Source organism: Flavobacterium wongokense (genome assembly GCF_021608265.1).
Lineage (GTDB): Bacteria > Bacteroidota > Bacteroidia > Flavobacteriales > Flavobacteriaceae > Flavobacterium > Flavobacterium wongokense.
In genome coordinates, this window is sequence record NZ_JAKIHP010000001.1 from 1,228,626 (window position 1) to 1,250,653 (window position 22,028).

Below are 22,028 nucleotides of genomic sequence, written 5' to 3' on the forward strand. Positions count from 1 at the left end.
TATAGATGACCGGAGTGTTTTTAGAGAAAAAATGGACAGCATTTTTATTCAAAGTCCGAGTGCTACCGTTGCTGAATCCTATAAACCATGGTAAAAATGATATAACATAAAGGGATTGTTTCGACCTAATTTAGCCAATGATTTTAACAGGTCAGATAACACTAAAACATAAACATGCTATGGATTCAAATTACATTATCAACAGGCTTAAGTCAACTCCTTATAAATACCACATTGTCGCTTTGTTGCAAACAAGGTTAAACAACATTGATGAAAAAACAAAGGAGGAAATACTCATCAGTTTAAAGAAACAACTTTATATAGAAAGCAATCTGGATATACAGCACCAGCTTACGGAACTGGTTTACCAACCGCAGATGGCATCTTAGAATAGTAAGCAAAATGAATAATAAAGAAAAAGCCTGTCATTTGACAGGCTTATATTTCGAATCCAAGAAAGAAAACGATATTATTTTTTAGCGTTTGCGGCAGCAATAATCACCTCCGCTACAGCTTTAGGCTGCGAGATGAATACAACGTGGCTTCCTTTTATTTCAGTAACTTTTGAGTTCGAACGTTTGTACATCGTACGTTGTATGATTGGGTTGAGGCTTTTGTCCTCTGTAGCTACTACGGCATAGCTTGGTTTGGTTTTCCATGCGGCGTTGGTAATTGGCGTTACAAATCCTTTGGCGTAAAACGCACCTTGTGAGGCATACATAAAGTCGGCGTCGGCTTTAGGAATGTCGGCACAAAAACCAGCGTGGTATTTAGCCTGGTCGTAATAAACAATTCCTTTTGCATCAGGGGCCAAGACTCCATTTTCTGGAGCTGGGGGCGCATTTTGCAATAACTGAAGAACTGATTCACCATTGTCTGGTTGGAGTGCAGCTACATAAACCAATGCGGCTACATTTGGATGGTTTCCGGCTTCAGTAATTACGGCACCGCCCCAGGAATGACCTACCAAAACTGTTGGTCCGTCCTGATTGTCCAATGCTGCTTTGGTAGCTGCCACATCGTCTTCAAGAGAAGATAAAGGGTTTTGAACGATGGTTACTTTGTAACCTTTTTTGCTTAGGATGTCATAAATCCCTCTCCAACCCGAACCGTCTGCGAAAGCTCCGTGTACCAATACTACATTTTTTACGCCTGCAGGAATTGTTTGTGCAGTAGCGTTGGTTGAAAATAGGAAACCGAAAATTAGTGCTGCGGACATTAATACGTTTTTTAATTGTCCTTTTAATGATGTTGTTTTCATTTTTTTAATTTTTTAAAGATTAGTGGTTGTTGTTGATTATAATAATGTTGTTGATAAGGTAATTTCTGCATTGAATAGTTTGGATACCGGACAGACTTGTTTGGCTTTTTGTGCTGTTTCGATGAATTGTTGTTCTGTAATTCCAGGAACTTTTCCGGTTAGTTCCAATTGGATGGTGGTGATGGTTCCATCTTCAAAGATTACCCTTGCTTCGGTGTTTAAATCTTCCGGAGTAAATCCTGCTTCCGATAATAGGAAGCTCAACTGCATGGTAAAACAGCCTGAGTGTGCTGCTGCGATTAGTTCTTCAGGATTGGTTCCAACGCCTTCTGCAAAACGGGTTTTGAAGGATAACTGCGCGTTGTCTAAAGTGGTGCTTTGTGTACTGATGGTTCCGTTTCCTTCCATTCCTGTACCTTTCCAATTTGCTTTTGCTTTTCTTGTAAATTTCATGATCTTAAGTTTTAAATGATTATTAATGTTTTTTGTTTTTTTTAAATCGTTCTTCCGATTTGATGGGACAAATTTATGTCGGGTATTTTCATAAATCAAATTGATAATTTTTTACCTTTATAAAATAAATTTATAATCATGACCTTGCAGCAATTAAAATACATAGTCGCTTTGGACGAAGAACGCCATTTTGCAAGGGCAGCCGAAGTATGCATGGTAACGCAACCCGGATTGACCATTCAGCTAAAAAATCTTGAAGAAGAAATCGGGATTAAAATTTTTGATAGGAATAAAGTTCCTTTAACACCCACTTTACTCGGAACAGAAATCATCAATCGCGCCAAAAAGATATTGCGCGAAGCCGATGAGATCCGCGATTTTGTAATCAATGAAAAGAATACACTGGAAGGCGAAGTCAAGGTGGGGGTCATCAGTACCCTGTCGCCTTATTTGATTCCGTTGTTTATCAAGGCGATGAAAGAGTCCACGCCCAAAATGCAGTTTACCATTCAGGAGGCCTATACCGGGCACCTTATCCAGGGCTTGGAAACCGGAGCCATAGATGTAGCCATTATGGCCACTCCAACAGGAAGCCCCAACCTGATTGAACATCCGGTTTTTAAGGAACCATTCCTTGCTTACCTAAATGAAGGCCATCCGATGTCGAAGGATTTGTTTTATGAGATGCAGCCCGGAGACAAAGCGGAACTACTGCTGCTGCAACATGAATATTGCTACAATGCGCAGCTGCTGGATATCTGCGGAATCAAGAACGAAGGGAAGATTAAGGAGCAGTTTAAATATGACATCACTTCAATCGAAACACTCAAGAATTTGGTGCGTGCCGAATTGGGATTTGCCATCCTTCCCGAATTATCGATAATCAATGAAGCCGATAAGGGATTGTTCAAGCAGTTCCGCGAACCCAAACCGGTTAGGGAAATCAGCCTGGTGGTTTCGGATACTTTTTCAAAGAAGCTGCTGCTGGAAAAAATGAATGAAGCCATTTGGAACTGCCTGCCCGAATCGCTGCAGCAGAATTTTGCCTATAAAAAAATACGGTGGAATGATTCGCCTTATTTCATTAAGGCAATCAGTAAGTTGTAAAATAAGAAAGCCCAATACTCAGTATCGGGCTTTCTTAATGGTAAGGAATCAGTCCTTATTGTTTGATAACCTTTACGGTTCTAATTTCATTTACCTTAACGAAATAGGTTCCTAGTTGTAAGCCTGAAACATCAATACTACCTTCATTAGCCGAAAGTGATTTTGTGATTACTTCCTGGCCTAATACGTTATAAACAGCTACTTTATTGATTGCCTCATCAGAAGCAATGTTCAAAATGTCCTTTACAGGATTAGGATAAACGCTAAGCGTATTTTCTGCTGTACTATCAGCCAATCCTAAAGGCGCTAAACTGGCACTCTGCACGCTCGACAAAGAAGTTGAAGTTGATGAAGTCGTATTCCCTCCAAAAATATACAGGCTGCCATTCCATACTTCAGAAGTATGGTGCCTTCTTCCAATCATGTTGGTCTGCGTTAAAGTTGTAAACGAATTATTGGCTGGGTTAAAAACACCTGTAAAGGTTTGGTTGCTGTAATCTCCGGTGATATAGATTTTATCGGTAGCATCGTCCTTTGCAATTCCGTAAGCCGATAGCGACTGTGGTAAAACCGTAGCCGAAGTAGTCCAGCTATTGGTCGCAAAATTATACACATAAATACTATTGGAAATATGGGTTTTGTAGACCCTAACATTGTCTATCTGATAGGTCGTCGTCTTCACCGAAGGGGAATAACCTCCAACGTATTTAAATGCAATACGGAATTCAGTTAGGTTTCCCGTAAGTGCAACATCTCCCGAATTGGTAAAATAGCTGGCAATGCCCGTAGTACTTCCGCTCGCAATGGTAGCATTCAGTAAGGTTTTAGTCGATGTGGCAATATTGCCTGTCCAGCCCGTAACCAGGTAAGCCTGTAAGGTAGCGCCGTTATTATAGGCATCTTTGGTATCAAAATTTAGGAAAACCGGATCGGTACCTGAAGCGGATATGGCGTTTGAAACCAACCAGCTCACATTCGATGGCTGCTGATTGGCAACTACTGCATCATAGGCAGTGATTTCAGCATATTTATTGGAGTTGAAGGTGTTCCCCTTGTATAATTTTGTTCCTGCTTCTGCAACGTTGGACCAATCGGTCAAAACCACATTTGATCCTGCTGTTAGTGTTTCGAATGTTTGGGTTGTCGCATTGGCTTCGTTGTAACCGCCAAAGACATATAATTTGGAATTATCGCCATTTCCATAAACCACTTCCCCTTTGGCTTCAGCCGCAAAAGGCATATCGGAAACGTGGTCCCAAGTACTCCATGGATTTACAAAAAACAGGATATTCGAATATACGGCATTGAATCGGTCAACACATCCACCAAAACTAAGCAGTCGGTCGCCCCAAACGGCACTTCCGCCGCCCGAAGTTGGATAAGGATTCAGCGCAGTACTCACGGTAACAGCACCATTAGCCAAATTGACTATCTCTACCTTATTGTTAAGACCCGAACTGGTGCTGCCATTATAGATATACATCGAGCCAGCCAGGACTTCAGCATTTCCGAATCTTTTTGCGATAATTGGAATTGAGGTGGTAATAGTGGACCAGCTGTTGGATGCAAAAGTATATTTTTCAAGCTCACTGGTATTGGCTCCCGAAGTAGTGAAACCATTTACAATATAGGCAAAGTCATCGTCTTTGCCACAGGCCGCAGCGCCTCTTGGTGTTAAGGTGTTTGCCTTATTTACAAAGTTGATTTGTGAAAAAGCGATGTTGGTAATACTGGCAAATGCCAGCAAAAGGGTAATTTTTCTGTTCATATTGGTTTGTTTAATTTCTGACGGTTGCAAACATAATCTTATAATTTTAGCTGAGAAGTTTTTTTCAAGGTATTTTATAAATAGTCGATAAAAGGTTGAGAAACTGAGGTAAACGTTATTTTAAAACATACTGTTAAGAATTACTTATTAAGGCATATATCCGACAACTTAAAATATTATATTTGCAGTCGTTTTACGGTCGCGTAGTTCAACATTTGATATTAAGAGGAGAATGTCCACTGGACATTCGGTATTTCGGCCCCGTAGTTCAACGGATAGAATGGGAGTTTCCTAAACTTTTGATCCAAGTTCGATTCTTGGCGGGGCTACTTTAAAAACCAGTCATACGACTGGTTTTTGTTTGTAATCCAAGTTTGTGAATCGCAGTTTTAAGAAAAAACGCCCGACACTTTCACATCAGGCATTTTTACCAAATTAACAACAACTACTAATTATCTTTTAATCATTTTTTTGTTGAAGGATAGCCCCTCAGGGGTGGTAACCTTTAGGATATAGGTTCCGGTCGCCAAACCTTCAATGTTGACTTCATTGTTATTTACCGAAGCTGCCATCTGCCTTCCATTCAGGTCAATTACAATGATGCTTTCGATGTCCTTGTTGAAACGGATTACTGAGGTTGCCGGGTTCGGAATGAAATAATAGTTTTCTGCAATGGTATGTGGGTCTACACTCAATACGTTTTCATTAAAGATCACATTGGTAAAAACCGGACCCCAAACGCCCTGGTTGTCTTTGACGCGGATGTTGAACTTATGAAGGCCCAGCGGGTTTACCAGGTACACATTACTTTGTAAAATGCCTTCAATGACACCGTCAAAACTTCCATCGGCTGCAGCTATCGGGGTTCCGCTTCCTTCTCCCGGATCGGTATCCCAGAAAAACTCAGCCTGGGTAAGGGTAGCATAATTCGAAGTTGCCGAATTCCCGGTATGGACTATGTTCTTAAACACCGGTCCCCAATTCCCGGTATTGTCCTTTATCCTGATGCTAAAAGTATGCAATCCCGGCGTTGCCGGAATTGAAGCAGTATTCTGCATCACATTTTCCAGTACCGCATCAAAAGTATTATCTGCTGCAGCTACCGCGGTTGCACTTCCCTCTCCCGGATCGGTATCCCAAAAATACTCTGCCTGGGTAAGGGTAGCATAGGCCGTAGTGGTCGAATTCCCTGTGTTGACTACATTTTTAAATACGGGTCCCCAAACGCCCACATTGTCTTTCAGCCTGATGTTGAAAGTATGCAGTCCGGCTGTCCCAGGAACAGCAGCGGTGTTCTGCATAACGCTTTCAAGTACGTTATCAAAGTTACCGTCAGCGGCAGTTAGCGCTGTTGCGTTACCTTCTCCCGGGTCGGTATCCCAGAAATATTCTCCCTGGGTTATTTTATTCAGCTGGGCTTGGGACGCCATGCCCCAAATTCCCAATATAAAACAATATATAAAGTTCTTCATCGTATTATTTCGAGATTCCGGTTGCTTCAACCGGCATTGCTGTAGTACCGTTGTAAATTCGTCTTGGGGTATTTAGGTAAGTAACTCTTGGCCTGTTACCGGCATTTGGCGGGTAAAAGTTCACCCATGAATTAGAGCCTCCGAAGATGCCAATATCATTTCTTGACAAATCGATGTCTGCATATTCGTCATCATTAATCCCTGTATTCACGATGCCTCCTGTTGAAATATTGTTGTTAAAGTCAAAGTCATAAGTCCCATTGCTGATATTGTCAGCCTGCGTATCCACTCCGTAAAATACCATATTTTTAGTAGAGAAATTGTTTACAGCCACCACGGTTGGAGTTGGGTTAAAAGCGGTAAGGGCGTAATCCTGCCCACCGTTTACACTAAGGTTGACAAGGATGTTATTGGCTACATACAATACGCATGATTCTGTTGCTTCGCAATACAGCGCTGCGTACCTGTTGGTTTGGGTTACACCACTGGTTTCATTATAAATCCTGTTGTTCAGCACGTTATTGGTGCTTCCCACTTTCATATGGGCGATATCAAATCCGTATAGGACAAGATTAGAGTTACCGCTTGCTGCCACTGAAGTTGTATAAGCTACATCATTGTTTGTAAAAGCGAATGCATAATCTGTTGAATCGTAGATGCATCCGGATGGCATTTCATTTCCAATAATACTGATATCAGTAGTGGCAAGAGGTGCAGCATCTTCGTAGATCCTCAAATGCTCTACAAAAGACCCGGTTACCTTGCCGTGTACGATACGCGCGATACCGCTGCATCTGCTGGAAAAGATGTTGGCAGTAACCCTTTGGGTGTTGTCTAAAGTTAGGCCACCGTCAACCGTACAATTAATGATGTTTACGGTTGCCCTTCCTCCTGCCAATGTTGTAGTGGAAGTTACGATATCACTTTGGAAAGCATACATATTGTTGATGGTAACCACTCTTCCAACTGCCGGGACAATGGAAATGGCACCCTTTACATAATATTTGGCGAAGTTGTTTTCTGACAGGAACGTCAGCGATTTGTTAATGGTAACGGTTTCCAGGTAAGGAGCATTCCCAATTTTAGGTTTAATGATGATGCGGTCACCATCAACTGCAGCTGTAATCGCTGCACTGATTGTTGGGTAGGCACCGCCGGCACCTAAGTCCCTTACATATAAATCGGTTGCTGAGGCCATTGAGGTAAACATACCTGCAATTGCAATAAAAAGTAATTGTTTTTTCATTTTTTCGTTTAGTTAAATTATTATCGATTAACTGATTATGGTTAACGCATGCAATAATAAACCAAAGAAAAATGAAATTTATGCCAAATGAACCAACGTCGTTTTATGGCCTATTAACGTTTTAGGTGGAAGGATTTCCGTTTAAGCGAATGGCGCCTTAAAGTTTTTCAAGTGCCACCAGGAATTCTTCCTTTTTGCGGACGGAAAGCGGGATGACGGTTTTGTTTTTCATTACTACCGTATTGCCTCCATCGGATTTGACAAAATGGTCGAGGTACGCCATATTGATTAAATGCGATTTGTGCGTGCGGAAGAAATTATAAGGCCCCAACAAGGCTTCATATTCCTTGAGGTTGGTGGAAACCACAAGCTTCGGGGCATTGATGAAATGGAATGTCGTATAGTTTTTATCCGACTCGCAGTGGATGATGTCCTGGATGTTTACCGAATAAATACGGTCGGTGGTTTTGAGCACGAGCTTCTGGAGTTCCTTCGGGCGTTCCAGGTTGGCAAATAAATGGTTCAGTTTTAAGTCAAAGATTTCCCTCGATAACGAGTCTTCCGCTTTCTTAACGGCTTCCTTTAATTGGTTGCTGTCCAGCGGTTTCAACAGGTAATCTATAGCGGAGAAACGAAAAGCCCTAATCGCGAAATCTTCATAACCTGTTATAAAGATTACCTTAAATAAAATGGGATTCAGTTTCTGCAGCAAATCAAACCCGGTACCGTCGGGCATTTCAACATCAAGGAATACCAGGTCGGGCGAGAGCTGTTTAATCAGGCTGATGCCCGAGCTTACCGAGTCTGCCTCTCCTACAATCGCAATTTCCGGGCAAACCGATTTGATTAAGTTGATATTCTCCTTTCGGATGCTTTCAATATCGTCAACGACAACCGCTCGTAACATATAAGGTTTTAGTTTTCGTAAATATAAGGGATTTCAAAATTAACTTGGGCTCCTATAACAGTTCCGTTGGCATCTTTAACATTTGTGGTATGGATGGTAAAATCCGATTTTTTGGTATAATGCGACAATCGTTCCCGCGTAATCCTCATCGCCAGCGACTTATGGCTGCTGTTGTTCCCATTGACGTCAAAGCCTTTGCCATTATCCGATACTTCAAAGAAAAGCTGGCTTCCCACCCTATAAAAACGAATGCTTACCAACCCGTTTTCGGTGCTGTCTGCCAGGCCGTGCTTTATGGCGTTTTCTATGAAAGGCTGCGTCAGCATTGGCGGTAGATATACCGACTCCGCATCAATCCGGTCCTCTACAGTTATGGTGTATTCAAATTTGTTGTTGTACAAAAGCTGTTGGATGGACAGGTAGTTTTCAATCATTTCGATTTCCTCATCGAGTGCGATATAATTTTCATTCGAATTTTCAAGGATCTGCCGGGTTAATTTAGAAAACCGGTCGAGGTAATTCACGGCAGCGGCATCCTGCTTATTATTGATCAGGCTTCTGATATTTTGTATCGAATTGAAGATAAAATGCGGGTTCATTTGGGAAATCAGCAGCCGTTGGCGCATTTGGTTCTTTTCAAGCACATTGATTGCCTGCCGCTGTTTGTTGTTACGGTAATAGAAGAGTCCACCTAAAACCACTAACAGCAAGGCTCCCGACAACCCGATAAGCCAATTGTTCTTCGCGGCGTTTTTCTGCTGGGTTTCCAGCTTATAATTCAATTCCTTTTTCTCAAAATCGTACTTGAGCTGCTGTTGTGCCAGGATATTTTTGGATTTACCCGTCTTTATGGAATCCAGCAATTGATAGCGCAGCTCATACATCCTGCTGGCTTTTGCCATGTGTTTCGAATTGAAATACACATAGTACAGCAGCCAATACGCCTGTTCCTGTATCTTGAGGTCCTTTGCTTTTTTGCCAATGACCAATGCCTTATTCATATAAGATTCCGTTTTGGCGTAATCCTTCCGCTCCCAGTACAACCTGCCTAAAGCGAGATAGGACTGTGCGGCAGTCCGGTCGTTTGTAGCAAGGGCAAGGCCCTCTTTCAATAACGCTTCGGCTTCATCGAGTTGGTGCAACGACATTTTGGCAAGGCCGAGTTTGGCAAGCACCAGGCTTATATGGGTGTTGTCACCCACTTTTTTCGCCAGAGCCAATGCTTTTTCGGCATATTCCACAGCCGGAGGAAATTGTTTTAAACTAAAGTAGCAGCTCGAAATGGAGGTATAGGCCACACTCTTCAGGTAATCATTCTGGGCGTCTACATAAGTCTTGCTGGAACTGAGGTAGTCCACAGATTCCTTATAATATTTCAGGGCGGTCTTCACGTCGGCCATCGTAAAATAGATATTGCCCAGGATGGAGGTCGCGTAGGCAATCTCTCCGGTATATTCCGTCTTGTTTTTTTCAAAATATTTCAATGCGGTAAAGACACAGGAAATGGCCTTTTCATTTTCATTGACCACCGAATAGAAGGAACCTTTGACGATAAGCTGGTAGTTGGCATCGTCATAGGCTTTTATCGATTTGTAAAGCGCGATGCTTTTATCAAGGGCCGCCAGTCCTTTTACACTTTCCCTTTTGTGGCCATAATCAATCGCCTTGACATTATAGTACGTCGCCAGCCAGGTCGTATAGGTTTCGTGCAGGATTTTATTGTTTTTTTTCTTCAGGTTTTTTTGGGCCAGGGCACCAATCAGGTTGTTCAGGTAATAGAATTTGGGATTGTTTTCGGTGTATTTATTATCCATCAACGAACCTATGGCGGTCAGCTTCACCGTGTCGTGGACTTTCGGGTTCCGCAATATCACCTTCAGGGAGTCGATGTTCCTGTCCTGTGCCTGCGAAGCGGAAAAAAATAAGAGGAATAGGAGTAAGGCGTTTATCCTTTTGATTTTGGACATGCTGTGGCTTTGATTCGGGTTGTAAAATTTGGAGCTAAAAGTAATGAATTAAAAAATAACATTTTGGCATGGCATCAAAGTTCGCGTACGTGATTACCGGAAGCTTCCAAAATAAAAAAGCCGCCCAAACGGACGGCTTTCTTCAAAGGGAAGCTTTTAATTAGGCGGATGCCAATTCGACTCTCCTCGCATTCACCGCAACGATAAAGGTATCTACCTCTTCAATCTGGCGGTCCAGCAGGCTTACATCAATTTCCTGTTCCAGCACCGCTACTACACCATAACTTTGTAAACGGTGTTCCAATACCAGCTGTTTGTACTCGAGCTGTTTTTTCTGGAAGATGTGCGTATCCTTTAGAGGACCATCAGGCAGCGAGGCAATGGTGTTTGCTTCTCCTGCAATTTCCGCAGCAACTCCTACCAGGGCTGCCTCAATCTCCGTCGAAGTTTCGGTGTACTTCGTGGTTAATTTGTCTTCTGAATACCTTTTGTGGTTCAGGTCTGCTCTTCTTTGTTGAGCGCGGCTCAATAACACATCGCATTCTACGGTTTGTGTTACATTTTGTAATGAATACATCATAATAAAAAATTTTTAAAGTTATTACTGACATGCAAAAGCCAAACGGCATGCCAAAACTTCTCAATTTGTGATTATTTAGCAAATATTTAACATAAATGATGCGAATACAGCAATTGTAGGAAAGGCATTAAGCCCTTAATTCTTCTAGGGTTCTGACTGTTTTTTGCAGTGCCGAGGCGAGGAGCAGTTTTTCCAATTCCAAGACTTCTTTTTTTAAGCGGAGCGCCGTAAGGTCGGCGAGCCCGGATTTCGACAGTGTGTGCGAAGCCTGTCTACCGATTACTTCCAATAATTCGTTATCCAGCTGCTCCTTTAGCGTGGGATGGGCGAGCAGGTAGTCGACAACACCCACTGCATCGAGGTTGGTTTGGTAACGGACTTCGAGCGACTCGAGCTTTTTACCTACCACATACAGTTGGTCTTCGTTCGCCCGAAGCTGCCGCTCCAGCCGTGCCTTCGCGGCTTCCTGCTGTACGATCACAAGCCGGCGTACCGCAGCACCCTTGTCCTCAAATTTTACAAAGCCCAGCATCTCGGATAACAGGAGTTTGGCTTTGAGTGGAAGGTTGCGCTGGCCACACATATACATGGACAATTGCGTAGGATGCACCCGCAGCAATAAGGCTAATTGGTTTTTGGTCATTCCCAGTAACGAAGCGATAGTAGTGTTCTTCATGTGCAAAATTTTAACATTTCTGTGCTAAAATTCATCCTCGCAAAAAGTTTGCCACACTTTTTGTGCTAAATTTTATTTTTGGAATGATTTTGACACGGAAATGTTAAAATTTTGAATGAGAAAATTTCTAATATTTAAAAAAATCGCAGAATGTTAACATGTTAAGATTATTTTTCTACATTCGTAATGTACTATAGATAAATACCACAAAGTTTATTGAAATTTTAATGTTTATTAACGGATTTAGAAATCCGATTGATAACAAAAACACTTTTATTTTTTCCATCAGTTTAAAAATTAATAATGGTTAAAATCTATATAGATTGGAATGTAATGTCTCAAATGAAAAATGGTAATCATAAAGATTTACACCAAATTTTAGTTAATGAGAAATTTTTCATACCCTATTCAACTTCTCATATAGGAGATATCTTTTCTAGTTATAAAGAAACTGAAGAACAAAATAACTATATAAATTCTGATTTAGATTTCATTAGTACATTGACACGTAATTCGTGCCTTTTTAATGATGGGAAAGATATCTTAATGGATTTTTCATCCCCTCATGAACTTTTCCAACAGAGAGTAGAACAAAGAGATTTATTTCAAGATATTAGCATACAAGGATTATCTAAGATTTTTGATAATAATGAAGCCACAAAAGGTTTAGGAAAAACATTCATTAATCAATTAAAATCAATCTCACTTAACCCCCTTATCAATGCACTCAACAATCCGGAAAGCGAAAAACAAATGGATTTATTATTTCCTGGGTTAGCAGAAAACCCAACTTATGAGGGATTGTTTAATAGTTTTGGACAAATGATAAAAGGCTTAAATGAAGAAGAAAAGTATAATGATTTGCGGAAGTTGCTTCAATCTGGTGTTGGTATCAATAGAGATAAAATATTCAATAGTAGTGACCCATACAAAATCATAGAAAATGCACATGAGAAACTAAGTATTGACATAAAACAGCATATTGATAATACTAAAAATGGACCAGAATGGTTTAATGAAATTGCAAATGAATATATTCAACTTGATATGCACGGATATCAGGAAGATAATGTAAATGCTAAAAAAGGTAGAAAAGAAACTTTTAAAAATACAACAGAAGACGCGTTTCATACTGCTTTTGCATCCACCTGTCATTTTTATGTTATAAATGATAATAAAGCATACAATAAATCCATCCAGTTGTTTAAAAAATTAGGAATTAAAACATCCATATTCAAACCTGACGAATTCTTAAATTATTATAATAACCACTTAAAAATTGATGAAGCTATATCTCAAATAGCATTTCCAAAATACTTAATTGAAAATGGTCAGTTTTTAGAGGATATTGTTAGCGGGCAAACTATTAAAACCTATCCATTCCGGCATTTTCTATTTAACTTCTTTAATATACTTACCGTAATTGTTTATCAAGATACTACCGAAAAGAATATTTTATTATTACGCCAATATACTCCAACCAACAATATGATTTTTGTAATGGAGATTCAAAGATTGGTTGAAAATTTAAACAGTCTTTTAGGTGAAGACATCGAAAAAATTGGACCTGTAACAAAAGAAGAATTTGAAGAAGAACCATGGATAGGACGTAATTGGACATTTGGAGAGGAAAATTACCGACTCGAAAAAAACTATGGAGAGTTCCATTTATTAATCGATACAGAATTAAAAAACAAAAATTCAACGAACATGATATTTAATATTTATTACATCAATTTTCCAAAAGTTTATGAAATCAAAATGATGCTTAGCAACGTAATTTCATTAAGTCGTGAGATGCAGAAAGAAAATATAAAAGGGAAAGAGACCGAGATTAGAGGACAGATGGGTGCCAAATTTCTAAACTTTTTAAGCGGCGAAATTGGAGGTAATATAAAAAATAGTGGTTCAGATTCTCAAAAGGTTTTAGAAACATTTGAAATTAAGACAACGAAATCAATTATTTTAAATGAAATCATTGAAAAGAGCAATACACTTGTAAACTTTAATAATGTGGAAGAAGGTCAATTAATAAAAATTGACAATGTAAGTTTATCACTGACAAATGAAGCAGAACTTAGAACTGTAAAATTAATTGGAAGCGGCGCCGTTAAGGATATGACAATTCCTGGTGCAAACGGATTAGATGTAAATAATGCTTTCAATGCTATGCTAAAAGATTATGCATATAAAATGAAAGGGCAGATTAAAAATAGTGGTGACGAAATAATTATAAAGATACCTTTATCATTCGAAAGCGAATTTGAGAGTTCTTACAGCGTGGATGATTTATTCATTGGGAGAGTTACCATCATTGGACTCTACAAAGGGAAGATTCAAATGAATTCCCTTAAGAATTCATTTGAATTTTTTAATAAATTAGGTAAATCCAAAATAACACCAAAAAGTTCCGAAGCCACTTTTAATGATGTAACTGATAGTCAACATGACGAAAGTTCTGAGGATAATTCTACGGTAATTTTCGGAAATGGTGCTGATGGAACAAAAGAATATTATTATATCGACTTACTCGCAATTGTGCAAAATGTAAATATCCCAAATGAATAAAATGGACAGTGTAATATATACATACGACAGATCACAATTTTACCGATATCTTGATGTTTTAAAAGTAGAAGGCAAAAAAATATTAAGTATTAGTAAATTTATGCAAAATACTGAAGACGATCTATTTAATTTTGACACAGACGAAGTTATTATTGATATATCAGCAGCAATCACTTATAATGATGTATTACATTTTGAACATTTGTTTTATAAATTTTCTGAGGACACCATATTTATAATTGACAATAAGCAACTGGAAAAATTATCATACGGACTAAGAAATTGTTTTGATAAGGAAAAAAATATCAATGAAATTCTTAAGGAAGATATTGAAATTAAAAAATCCGACACCGTAGTCAAAAAGAAAAGGAAGTTAATTATCGATTTAAATACAGAAGAGATAGAAAGTTTCATCGGTAATTTCAACAACAAGCTTTATGGACATGAAAAGTTTAAAGAAGATTTTGCAAGTAAGATAAGAGAGTTTATGATTTTTAATAAACTTGGTGAACATAAGATATTATCTCTATTCTTAATGGGCGATTCCGGAGTCGGCAAGACAGAAGTTGCACGCGTCATTCATAAATGTCTAAACAGCCAGAACAAGCTGGCTAAAATTAACTTTGGCAACTATAGTAGTCAGGATGCTTTAAATTCTTTAATAGGAAGTCCGCGTGGTTATATTGGGAGTGATGGTGGCGAACTGTTTAACAGGGTAGATGATTCGGATATTGGACTAATATTAATTGATGAATTTGAAAAGTCTAACAATGCCGTTTTTAATTATTTTCTAGATGTTCTTGAAAATGGAAAGTTAGTTAATTCTCTAGCCGAAGAAATTGATGTCAATGGTTTTATTATAGTATTTACATCAAACATATCAAAAGATGATTTTCCCAGAAGAATCTCCCCTGAATTACGTTCAAGATTTAATTACAAAGGAATTTTCAATGAACTAAAAAAGGAAGATAAATTAAAATTTGCTCATTTTAGGATTAATGACATTATCGGCAAATACGAGAAAGCCTACGACATAAAATTATCCGCAAATTTACATAACGATTTGATTAGAATAATTAATGTAAATAGCTTTAAAAACATGAGAGATCTTAATGCTGAAATAAATAATAACTTTGTTAAGTTCATCACTCAATAAATAATCAGTAATTAACTATTTAATTCAAAATAGTATGCGGCTATCAGCAATATATATAGAAGACCACTTCTTATTCGAAAAACCAGAAACAATAAATTTAGGAGGCAGATATTATTATGATATAAGTGCTGGTGGTAATAGATTAACTGTAAGACGAGAACTAAATAATTTATTCATCGATAATTTTTTTAACGATACTGCTGCTTTATCTAAATTAACACTTATTTCTGCTGTAGTAGGGCAAAACGGAGCAGGTAAAAGTTCGATTTTAGATTGTATCAGAAGTGGTTTTGTAGAATATAGGCAAGCATTTCCACATTCTCGTTTAGCATTAATTGGTGAAAATGATTCTGATTCTATTCCATTTATAATGTTCTCAACTTTTTCAGATAATATTTATTTGTTGAATGAAGAAGAATTAGTAGAAAAAATAAAGTCCTCATCAGGAAAGGTTAATGCCGAAGATTTTTCACAAAAGATGGAGGAAAAAGACATAGTCTCATCAATATATTATTCACCTCATTTTGATTATACATATAATGAAAATTTTGACGGTGTTGACGCCAATGATATTTCTTTTGACGCAATTTTAGAAAAAGATTTGGAAGATTTAGAAAATAAGGAATCCAGTACACAAAATCAAAGATTTTCAGCATCCCAGGAACTAAGATTCAAAAATTCTATAAGGCAACTTCAATTTCAAACTTCAGAGCTTGTTCAGCAAAAAAATATTTTTGCTGAAATATTTAATTTACCTACACATGGGTTTCCAAAAATTGTCTTTCGTGGCCATGATGTACCTGAATTAAAGAACCTTAGTTTTCATGACACTCCTTATCAATTTAGACAACTTTTTACTATCCTGAGAGAAAAGGCTGGCAACGAAAGACTGGCTAATAGAAAAGATACTAGCAAATTAACTCCAAAAGAGCGGAAATATATTCAATTATCGAATGAACGAGCAGATTTAAAAAATGAAATAATTAATGATTTGTTATCTGTTGTCGTTCGTCAAATGGAGAAAAAAAATACCTTTTTAGAAGAAGGTAAGCTAGACGATAAATTTAAAGAAAGAGTAGCTGAGCTTTCTTTTATAGACACATTTAAACTTTTTATAAAAGAACACAAAATAGTTTACCATGGCCAAGAACGAAAACCATTGCCTGAAAAAATAACTTTGGATTTATTAGATCTCGTTTTTTCTCAAATTGATAAATTGCCACATGACGAGCAATACACTATGGGGTATGTAGATAACAAAATAGATTTTTACCATAAAGCGATTTATCCAGAACCTGATATCGCGGTTAAAATATTGAATTTACATCGTAGGTTTATTATAGCACTTGAACAGTATTATTTTTTTGGTGTAAGAAGAGATGGAACACGTTATCTCGATGATAGAGATAAAATTGATGGTTTTATCAATTATGAACCAATTGAGAAAAAACTCAGTTCAGGAGAAAATTCATTATTGAATTTCTTTTCCAGATTATACGTGCATCTTAAAGAGAATTTTATAGATAATCCATTTTCGTCAAAAACAGAAAAACATTTTATCCTTCTTTTAGACGAAGCAGACTTATCCTTCCATCCTACTTGGAAAAAACTTTACGTCACGTCACTTATAAAAACAATTCCTTATTTTTTTGAATTAATTGAGGAATCGCCGTCTGTACAAATCATTTTCACAACACATGATCCTTTGGCTCTGTCAGACATTCCAAATCACAATATTGTTTTCTTAAAGAAAGACGAAGATGAAGTGTTTGCTAAAGTATTAGATTATATAGATATTGCTCGACCTAAATCTTTTGGTGCGAATGTAAATGACTTGTTGTCTCATTCTTTCTTCGTTAAAAAGGGTTTGGTTGGTGAGTTTGCAAAGAATAAAATCAATCGAACTATTAACTGGCTAAACATGCAATTAGATAATAAATTTGATAAAAATATTAAATATTCTGAAATTGAAAATGACGCTTCTTTTCACAAAAAAGTGATAGCAATGATAGACGAACCTATTGTGAAGGAAAAGTTGCAGAGGATGTATGTCGAAGCCATAGTTGATGAGGATGAAATTAGAGAAGAAATTATAAGACTTCAAAACAAACTGAAATGATATCAATTCAAACCGAACGCACCAAAAGTGCAGCGAAAAAGCATTTCAAAGGATTAAAAGATCAAATAACTTCTCGTCTTATTAAGCGAAAGAATTCTGCCGATGTATGTCTATCTGCGGTAGACTACTTAATTTTTGAGGAACTCATTAACATGAATTTGGAAAGGATATTAATTGGAGATATTAGTTCCGCGTTAACGTGTTGGGATACTCTGAATATTTTCGTTACTGATACAGGTAATTTGATAAAAGATGTGGAATATGTCTTTGATTATTCATGGTTTCGCGGGTATAAAAAAACTCTTTATAATGGATTTGATTTAGCTTACTATCTCTCTATTGATGTATGTCCATATTGCAATCGCAATTACACAACTTCTCATAGAATCAATTCAAAAAATAAAAATGTGTTTCCAGAATTTGACCATTTCTATCCAAAAACTGATTTCCCATTACTGGCATTATCCTTTTATAATTTGATTCCAAGTTGTAATATCTGTAATACTCATTTCAAAGGCTCAATTAATCCCGACGATAATAATTTATTAAATCCTTATACTGACATCAACATTGCGAAACACTACAAGTTTACCTTTACTCCAAATGATTACGACAGTTTGTTAGGTAAAGGGGATAATTTTTCTTTAGATATGAATACATTAATAAATTCTCCAACAGCTCAGTTGAAAGAAAAAATTGATTCATCGTTCGCTTTCTTCGGCATTAAAGAAACTTATGAATTAAATCACAAAGGTTTAATCAAGGATTTATTGAATAAACGAATCGCTAACAGCGACGGATATATTCAATCCTTAGCAGCATATGGTATCAGTTTCAATGAAGCGTATCGAATACTTTTTGAAACATACTTTGAAGATGAGAAGCTATACAAAAGACCATTTAGTAAACTTAAAAAAGATCTTTTTAATGAAGTAAAAAGCTCAAGATTTAAACCTTAGTTGTAAGTCAGATTGTTTATACTATCAGTTTACTTCAATTTACCACCGCTACCGCGCGAATCCTTTTGCGTGGTAATCAATCAAAAAACCCAACGCCCTCGCATCACCCTCCATTATCAAAAATTAATTTTTCTACGCTTACTACAGCCTAAACAAGCGTATCAATATCCCAATAACTTTCGTAACTTTATAATTCCTGAAAATCAGGGAACATTGAACTAAACTAAAAACAACTCAAAAACATGAAAAAAGTACATGCATTCACAGCCGTGGCCCTTGCCTTATTCTTAACGGCCTGTGGCGGAAAAAATGAAAAAACAACAACAGGCGAGGAACAGCAGGTTGCCGAAAAACAAGGCGAAATCTACGCGGTGAACCTCGAAACCTCTAAGGTGGACTGGAAAGCCTTCCACAAAGGTGGCTTTGCACCGCGCTGGGGAACTTTGGCGATTAAATCGGGGGAAGTGTCCTTAGCAGCAGGCGAACTGGCCGCCGGCGATTTCGTAATCGACATGCAGTCGTTAAAGGTCGACCCGAAATCGGTGACAGAAAAGGATAAAAAGTATACAGAGCTTGAGGAGCATCTTAAAGGCAAGGACTTTTTTGACGTAACGGCAAATCCAACAGCCGATTTTAAAATCACCGGTGTCACTAATTTAACAGGCAATGCCACAGATGCCATTCCCGGTGCCAATAAAACCATTAGCGGGAACCTTACGCTAAAAGGAAAGGCGGTGAATGTCACCTTCCCGGCAAAAGTCGACGTGACCGATAACGGGGTCAGCATCCAGGCCAAATTTACCGTGAACCGTGCGGACTGGGATATTAAATTCGGGACTTCGGAAGCCGACCCGGCCGAATGGATGATCAGCAAGGATATCGAAATTGGGGTGGATGTAAAGGCGGAGAAAAAATAAACTGGTTTCCTTTAAAAATTACAAAGCGCGGACTCATAATCCGCGCTTTTTTGCATAATTTATTCTGTTAATTGTATAACACGGCTGCGTTGTGCGGGCTGTACCTTAGTACAAATTATAAACTAATGGAAAAGCAGGAAAACGAAAGAGAAGCGGATAAAGGGAAGCTTCCCACCGATGCCCTTTTAATGGAAAAGTTTGGCAGGTCGGAATCCTCCGAGGAAATTAAGGATACCGCCGCTAAAATAGTCGACGCTGACCCCGAAGCGGACCAGGACAAACAGGACGATGCGGCAAGCCAGTTCCACAAGGAAAAAAGGGAAGACGCGCAGGAGCAGGCAGCAAATGATGCCCAATTTGAACAGCCTAAATAAAACGGGGTGTGATTGGCACGAACTAAAGTTGGTTCTCATTCCCGCGGAGGGTTTGAGCATAAAAAAAGAGTAACATGGAAATGTTACTCTTTTTTTATAGTCGCGTGTGCCTGGAACAATTAAAAATCGATATCAACTACGCCGCCAAGCAAGTCTTGAGCGCTAGTCTGGCCTGGGTTCGCCAATTCTCCGTGAAATGTCCCCACTATTGAAGAGCTGGTATTGATGGTTATATTGTTACCCCACTCGTTTCCGAAGACGGCGGGAATCAATGGCGTATAGGTCTGGCTGAAAAGACGAAGTTGGAAATTGTTGATTTTGTTGGCGCCCGTTTGGCCTACTTCAACGTCAAAATTAATTTCATAGGATGTTGTATCGCTCCTTTCTCCGTGAACGTGACGTGTTGTACCTGTAGTAGTAACCGTAATCCTGTCAAATTCGAGTGGAGCCGAACCTAAATGCATAGACAATGTTCCGGTTGTTGTTGGCACAGTGCAATTCAAACCATCAACCAAATCCTGCAAATCGCCGTTAGGGTCTCCACAAGAAGCGATTTGATCCTGTAAGGCATCTTTGTAAGCCGCACATAACTGAGCATAGTTTTCGTTTGTAGCATTGGCAAAAGCCTGTGCTGCTGTTGCAGTTGCTGCAGTTGCGTCCTCACAGTTGTTTGGTGAATCGTCTGAACTTGAAGAACACGAAAATGACAGGATAGCCAAAAGCATGATGCTTGTAATCAATTGTAATTTTTTCATTTTTAATTTGTTTTTAGAAATTAGTATTTAATGTTCCGTTTGGTTAAATATGAATTTTTATCTGGCTAAAGCCAGATATACCAGACTGTCACTGGCAGTCCTTTTTTTAATTTCACACGAGCGAAGCGACTGCCGAAGGAAATCTCTTGCCCAAACAACTTTAATTAAAAAAAGCCAGTCGGTGACTGGCTTTTTATGCTCCCCCTCTTGGGCTCGAACCAAGGACCCTCTGATTAACAGTCAGATGCTCTAACCAACTGAGCTAAGGAGGAAGATCTTATGTCTTTTAAGCGGTTGCAAATATAATGCGAATTTTATTTTTTGCAAACAATTTTCAAATAAATTTCAAAAAATATTATTTGTGGAAAATTGCCTTATAAATATCGTTCCCGTTTGCGAATAACAATAATGAAATAAGTAGTACAAAGCCAACCATTTGGGCTCTTTCAAGGAACTTATCGCTAGGTTTCCTGCCGCTGATGATTTCGTAGAGTAAAAACATTACATGCCCACCATCCAATGCCGGAATTGGCAGTAAATTCATTACACCCAGCATAATCGACAGCAAAGCGGTGATGCTCCAAAACGCTTCCCAGCTCCAGGTGTTCGGGAAAATATTGAAGATGGCTGCAAAACCACCTACACCCTTATAAGCTCCGGTACTAGGAGTGAAAATCGCTTTTAATTGCTTTCCATAGCTGCTTAATTGTGCAAATCCTTTATCAATCCCAACCGGAATGGACTCAAAGAAACCAAACTCTTCATTGCTGATTTTATACAGTCCCAATTTTTCCAAATCGCTGTAAGGAAGCCTGAATGCGTAAGCAATGCCTAACTTAGCGCTGTCATTAACCTTTACATTTGCAGCAATTTCCTTTCCGTCTCTTTTGATGATTACCGGAACTGTTTTGCCTTTTAGGCTGTCTACCGAATTGATTACTTCATCGGCAAAATGAACAGGTTTTCCGTTAAAGCTTGTGATAACGTCCCTTGTTTTCAATACCGATTTGTTATGTGAATCTGCAGGAACATCGGCAACTACAAAAGGCACACGCAGTTCAACCAAAGAAGCTTTTTTGCCTTTCATCAACTGGTCGATGAAGTTTACCGGGAAATGGACTGTTTGTTCCTTTCCATCGCGTTCCACAACAATTTCCTTGGATAAAAGCAGTTTTTCATTCGATTCATAAAAACGCTCCACTTTTTCACCATCGATGGAAATTAATTTGTCTCCGGTTTTAAGTCCGGCTTTTTCAACCACAGGGTTGGTAATCCAGATACCATTTTTTACTTCGCTGTTGGCAATGTATTGTTCACCATAGAAAAAGGTCATTCCGATATAAATAAGGAATGCCAGGATAAAATTCACAGTTACCCCACCCAACATGATGATCAGCCTTTGCCAGGCCGGCTTCGAGCGGAATTCCCAAGGTTGCGGCTCCTGAGCCAGTTGCTCGGTATCCATGCTTTCGTCAATCATTCCCGAAATTTTCACATAACCACCCAAAGGCAGCCAGCCGATTCCGTATTCGGTTTCACCGATTTTCTTTTTCAACAGTGAATATTTGATGTCAAAAAACAAATAGAATTTTTCTACGCGTGTCTTAAATAATTTGGCAGGAATAAAATGCCCTAATTCGTGAAGTATGATAAGTATTGATAAACTCAGTAAAAACTGGGATAATTTGATTGCAATTTCCATTTCTTATAATAAAGATTTCTTTTAAACGCACAAAAGTAAGG

19 protein-coding genes and 2 tRNA genes are annotated in these 22,028 nt (G+C 38.5%); 9 read left to right on the forward strand and 12 right to left on the reverse strand.

All coding sequences use genetic code 11. The features are described 5' to 3' along the window. The first annotated feature begins 179 nt into the window (after window positions 1-179). Complete coding sequence (locus L1S31_RS05320) at window positions 180-389, forward strand: hypothetical protein (protein ID WP_236463223.1); 210 nt, start codon at window positions 180-182, stop codon at window positions 387-389. A gap of 80 nt (window positions 390-469) precedes the next feature. Here the strand turns inward: L1S31_RS05320 and L1S31_RS05325 are convergent, their stop codons facing one another. Both L1S31_RS05325 and L1S31_RS05330 read right to left on the reverse strand, forming a co-directional pair. Beyond that, complete coding sequence (locus L1S31_RS05325; RefSeq protein WP_236463225.1) at window positions 470-1,261, reverse strand: alpha/beta hydrolase; 792 nt, start codon at window positions 1,259-1,261, stop codon at window positions 470-472. A 36-nt stretch (window positions 1,262-1,297) separates the two neighbouring features. After that, entirely contained in the window at window positions 1,298-1,714 is a 417-nt protein-coding gene (locus tag L1S31_RS05330) for an OsmC family protein (RefSeq protein ID WP_236463227.1), read from the reverse strand. Window positions 1,715-1,852: 138 nt separating this feature from the next. Here L1S31_RS05330 and L1S31_RS05335 point away from each other — a divergent pair, with 138 nt between their 5' ends. Continuing rightward, the gene (locus L1S31_RS05335; RefSeq protein WP_236463229.1) at window positions 1,853-2,821 is read left to right on the forward strand and encodes a hydrogen peroxide-inducible genes activator; all 969 of its coding nucleotides are present in this window, start codon (window positions 1,853-1,855) and stop codon (window positions 2,819-2,821) included. 55 nt (window positions 2,822-2,876) lie between these two features. On the opposite strand, the gene L1S31_RS05340 is transcribed toward L1S31_RS05335, so the two are convergent. After that, window positions 2,877-4,589 carry a T9SS type A sorting domain-containing protein gene (locus L1S31_RS05340; RefSeq protein ID WP_236463231.1) on the reverse strand — a complete coding sequence of 571 codons (1,713 nt, stop codon included), beginning with the start codon at window positions 4,587-4,589 and terminating at the stop codon, window positions 2,877-2,879. A 257-nt stretch (window positions 4,590-4,846) separates the two neighbouring features. Between L1S31_RS05340 and L1S31_RS05345 the strand changes: the two genes are divergently transcribed. Further along, window positions 4,847-4,918 (forward strand) — tRNA-Arg (locus tag L1S31_RS05345). A 123-nt stretch (window positions 4,919-5,041) separates the two neighbouring features. Here L1S31_RS05345 and L1S31_RS05350 read toward each other — a convergent pair. The 6 genes from L1S31_RS05350 to L1S31_RS05375 form a co-directional block, all read right to left on the reverse strand. After that, window positions 5,042-6,061 carry a T9SS type A sorting domain-containing protein gene (locus L1S31_RS05350; protein ID WP_236463233.1) on the reverse strand — a complete coding sequence of 340 codons (1,020 nt, stop codon included), beginning with the start codon at window positions 6,059-6,061 and terminating at the stop codon, window positions 5,042-5,044. 4 nt (window positions 6,062-6,065) lie between these two features. Then, window positions 6,066-7,307 carry a hypothetical protein gene (locus L1S31_RS05355; RefSeq protein WP_236463236.1) on the reverse strand — a complete coding sequence of 414 codons (1,242 nt, stop codon included), beginning with the start codon at window positions 7,305-7,307 and terminating at the stop codon, window positions 6,066-6,068. A gap of 157 nt (window positions 7,308-7,464) precedes the next feature. Further along, window positions 7,465-8,214 (reverse strand): LytR/AlgR family response regulator transcription factor, encoded by a 750-nt coding sequence (locus tag L1S31_RS05360; RefSeq protein WP_236463238.1) that lies wholly within the window; start codon window positions 8,212-8,214, stop codon window positions 7,465-7,467. Between the two features lie 8 nt (window positions 8,215-8,222). Beyond that, the gene (locus L1S31_RS05365) at window positions 8,223-10,181 is read right to left on the reverse strand and encodes a tetratricopeptide repeat-containing sensor histidine kinase (RefSeq protein WP_236463239.1); all 1,959 of its coding nucleotides are present in this window, start codon (window positions 10,179-10,181) and stop codon (window positions 8,223-8,225) included. A gap of 160 nt (window positions 10,182-10,341) precedes the next feature. Next, complete coding sequence (locus L1S31_RS05370) at window positions 10,342-10,761, reverse strand: hypothetical protein (protein ID WP_236463241.1); 420 nt, start codon at window positions 10,759-10,761, stop codon at window positions 10,342-10,344. A gap of 127 nt (window positions 10,762-10,888) precedes the next feature. After that, a complete protein-coding gene (locus L1S31_RS05375) occupies window positions 10,889-11,437 on the reverse strand; it encodes a hypothetical protein (RefSeq protein WP_236463244.1) in 549 nt (182 codons plus the stop codon). Window positions 11,438-11,740: 303 nt separating this feature from the next. Between L1S31_RS05375 and L1S31_RS05380 the strand changes: the two genes are divergently transcribed. The 6 genes from L1S31_RS05380 (at window position 11,741) to L1S31_RS05405 (ending at window position 19,530) form a co-directional block, all read left to right on the forward strand. Beyond that, window positions 11,741-14,005, forward strand: a complete 2,265-nt coding sequence (locus L1S31_RS05380; RefSeq protein ID WP_236463246.1) for a hypothetical protein — start codon at window positions 11,741-11,743, stop codon at window positions 14,003-14,005. Further along, window positions 13,998-15,161 (forward strand): AAA family ATPase, encoded by a 1,164-nt coding sequence (locus L1S31_RS05385; RefSeq protein WP_236463248.1) that lies wholly within the window; start codon window positions 13,998-14,000, stop codon window positions 15,159-15,161. Before L1S31_RS05380 ends, L1S31_RS05385 begins: the two co-directional genes overlap by 8 nt. A gap of 34 nt (window positions 15,162-15,195) precedes the next feature. Then, window positions 15,196-17,280 carry an AAA family ATPase gene (locus tag L1S31_RS05390; protein WP_236463250.1) on the forward strand — a complete coding sequence of 695 codons (2,085 nt, stop codon included), beginning with the start codon at window positions 15,196-15,198 and terminating at the stop codon, window positions 17,278-17,280. Then, entirely contained in the window at window positions 17,277-18,239 is a 963-nt protein-coding gene (locus tag L1S31_RS05395; protein ID WP_236463252.1) for a hypothetical protein, read from the forward strand. The genes L1S31_RS05390 and L1S31_RS05395 overlap by 4 nt, the downstream gene beginning before the upstream one ends. A 242-nt stretch (window positions 18,240-18,481) precedes the next feature. Next, a complete protein-coding gene (locus tag L1S31_RS05400) occupies window positions 18,482-19,156 on the forward strand; it encodes a YceI family protein (protein ID WP_236463254.1) in 675 nt (224 codons plus the stop codon). Between the two features lie 125 nt (window positions 19,157-19,281). Then, the gene (locus L1S31_RS05405) at window positions 19,282-19,530 is read left to right on the forward strand and encodes a hypothetical protein (protein ID WP_236463255.1); all 249 of its coding nucleotides are present in this window, start codon (window positions 19,282-19,284) and stop codon (window positions 19,528-19,530) included. Window positions 19,531-19,649: 119 nt separating this feature from the next. Here L1S31_RS05405 and L1S31_RS05410 read toward each other — a convergent pair whose 3' ends face one another. The 3 genes from L1S31_RS05410 to rseP all read right to left on the reverse strand — a co-directional run bounded on the left by L1S31_RS05410 (window position 19,650) and on the right by rseP (window position 21,987). Beyond that, window positions 19,650-20,285, reverse strand: coding sequence for a hypothetical protein (locus tag L1S31_RS05410; RefSeq protein ID WP_236463257.1), 636 nt, complete (start codon window positions 20,283-20,285; stop codon window positions 19,650-19,652). Window positions 20,286-20,483: 198 nt separating this feature from the next. Beyond that, window positions 20,484-20,557, reverse strand: a tRNA-Asn gene (locus tag L1S31_RS05415). A gap of 83 nt (window positions 20,558-20,640) precedes the next feature. Beyond that, window positions 20,641-21,987 (reverse strand): RIP metalloprotease RseP, encoded by a 1,347-nt coding sequence (rseP, locus tag L1S31_RS05420; protein ID WP_236463259.1) that lies wholly within the window; start codon window positions 21,985-21,987, stop codon window positions 20,641-20,643. Between the last annotated feature and the right edge of the window lie 41 nt (window positions 21,988-22,028).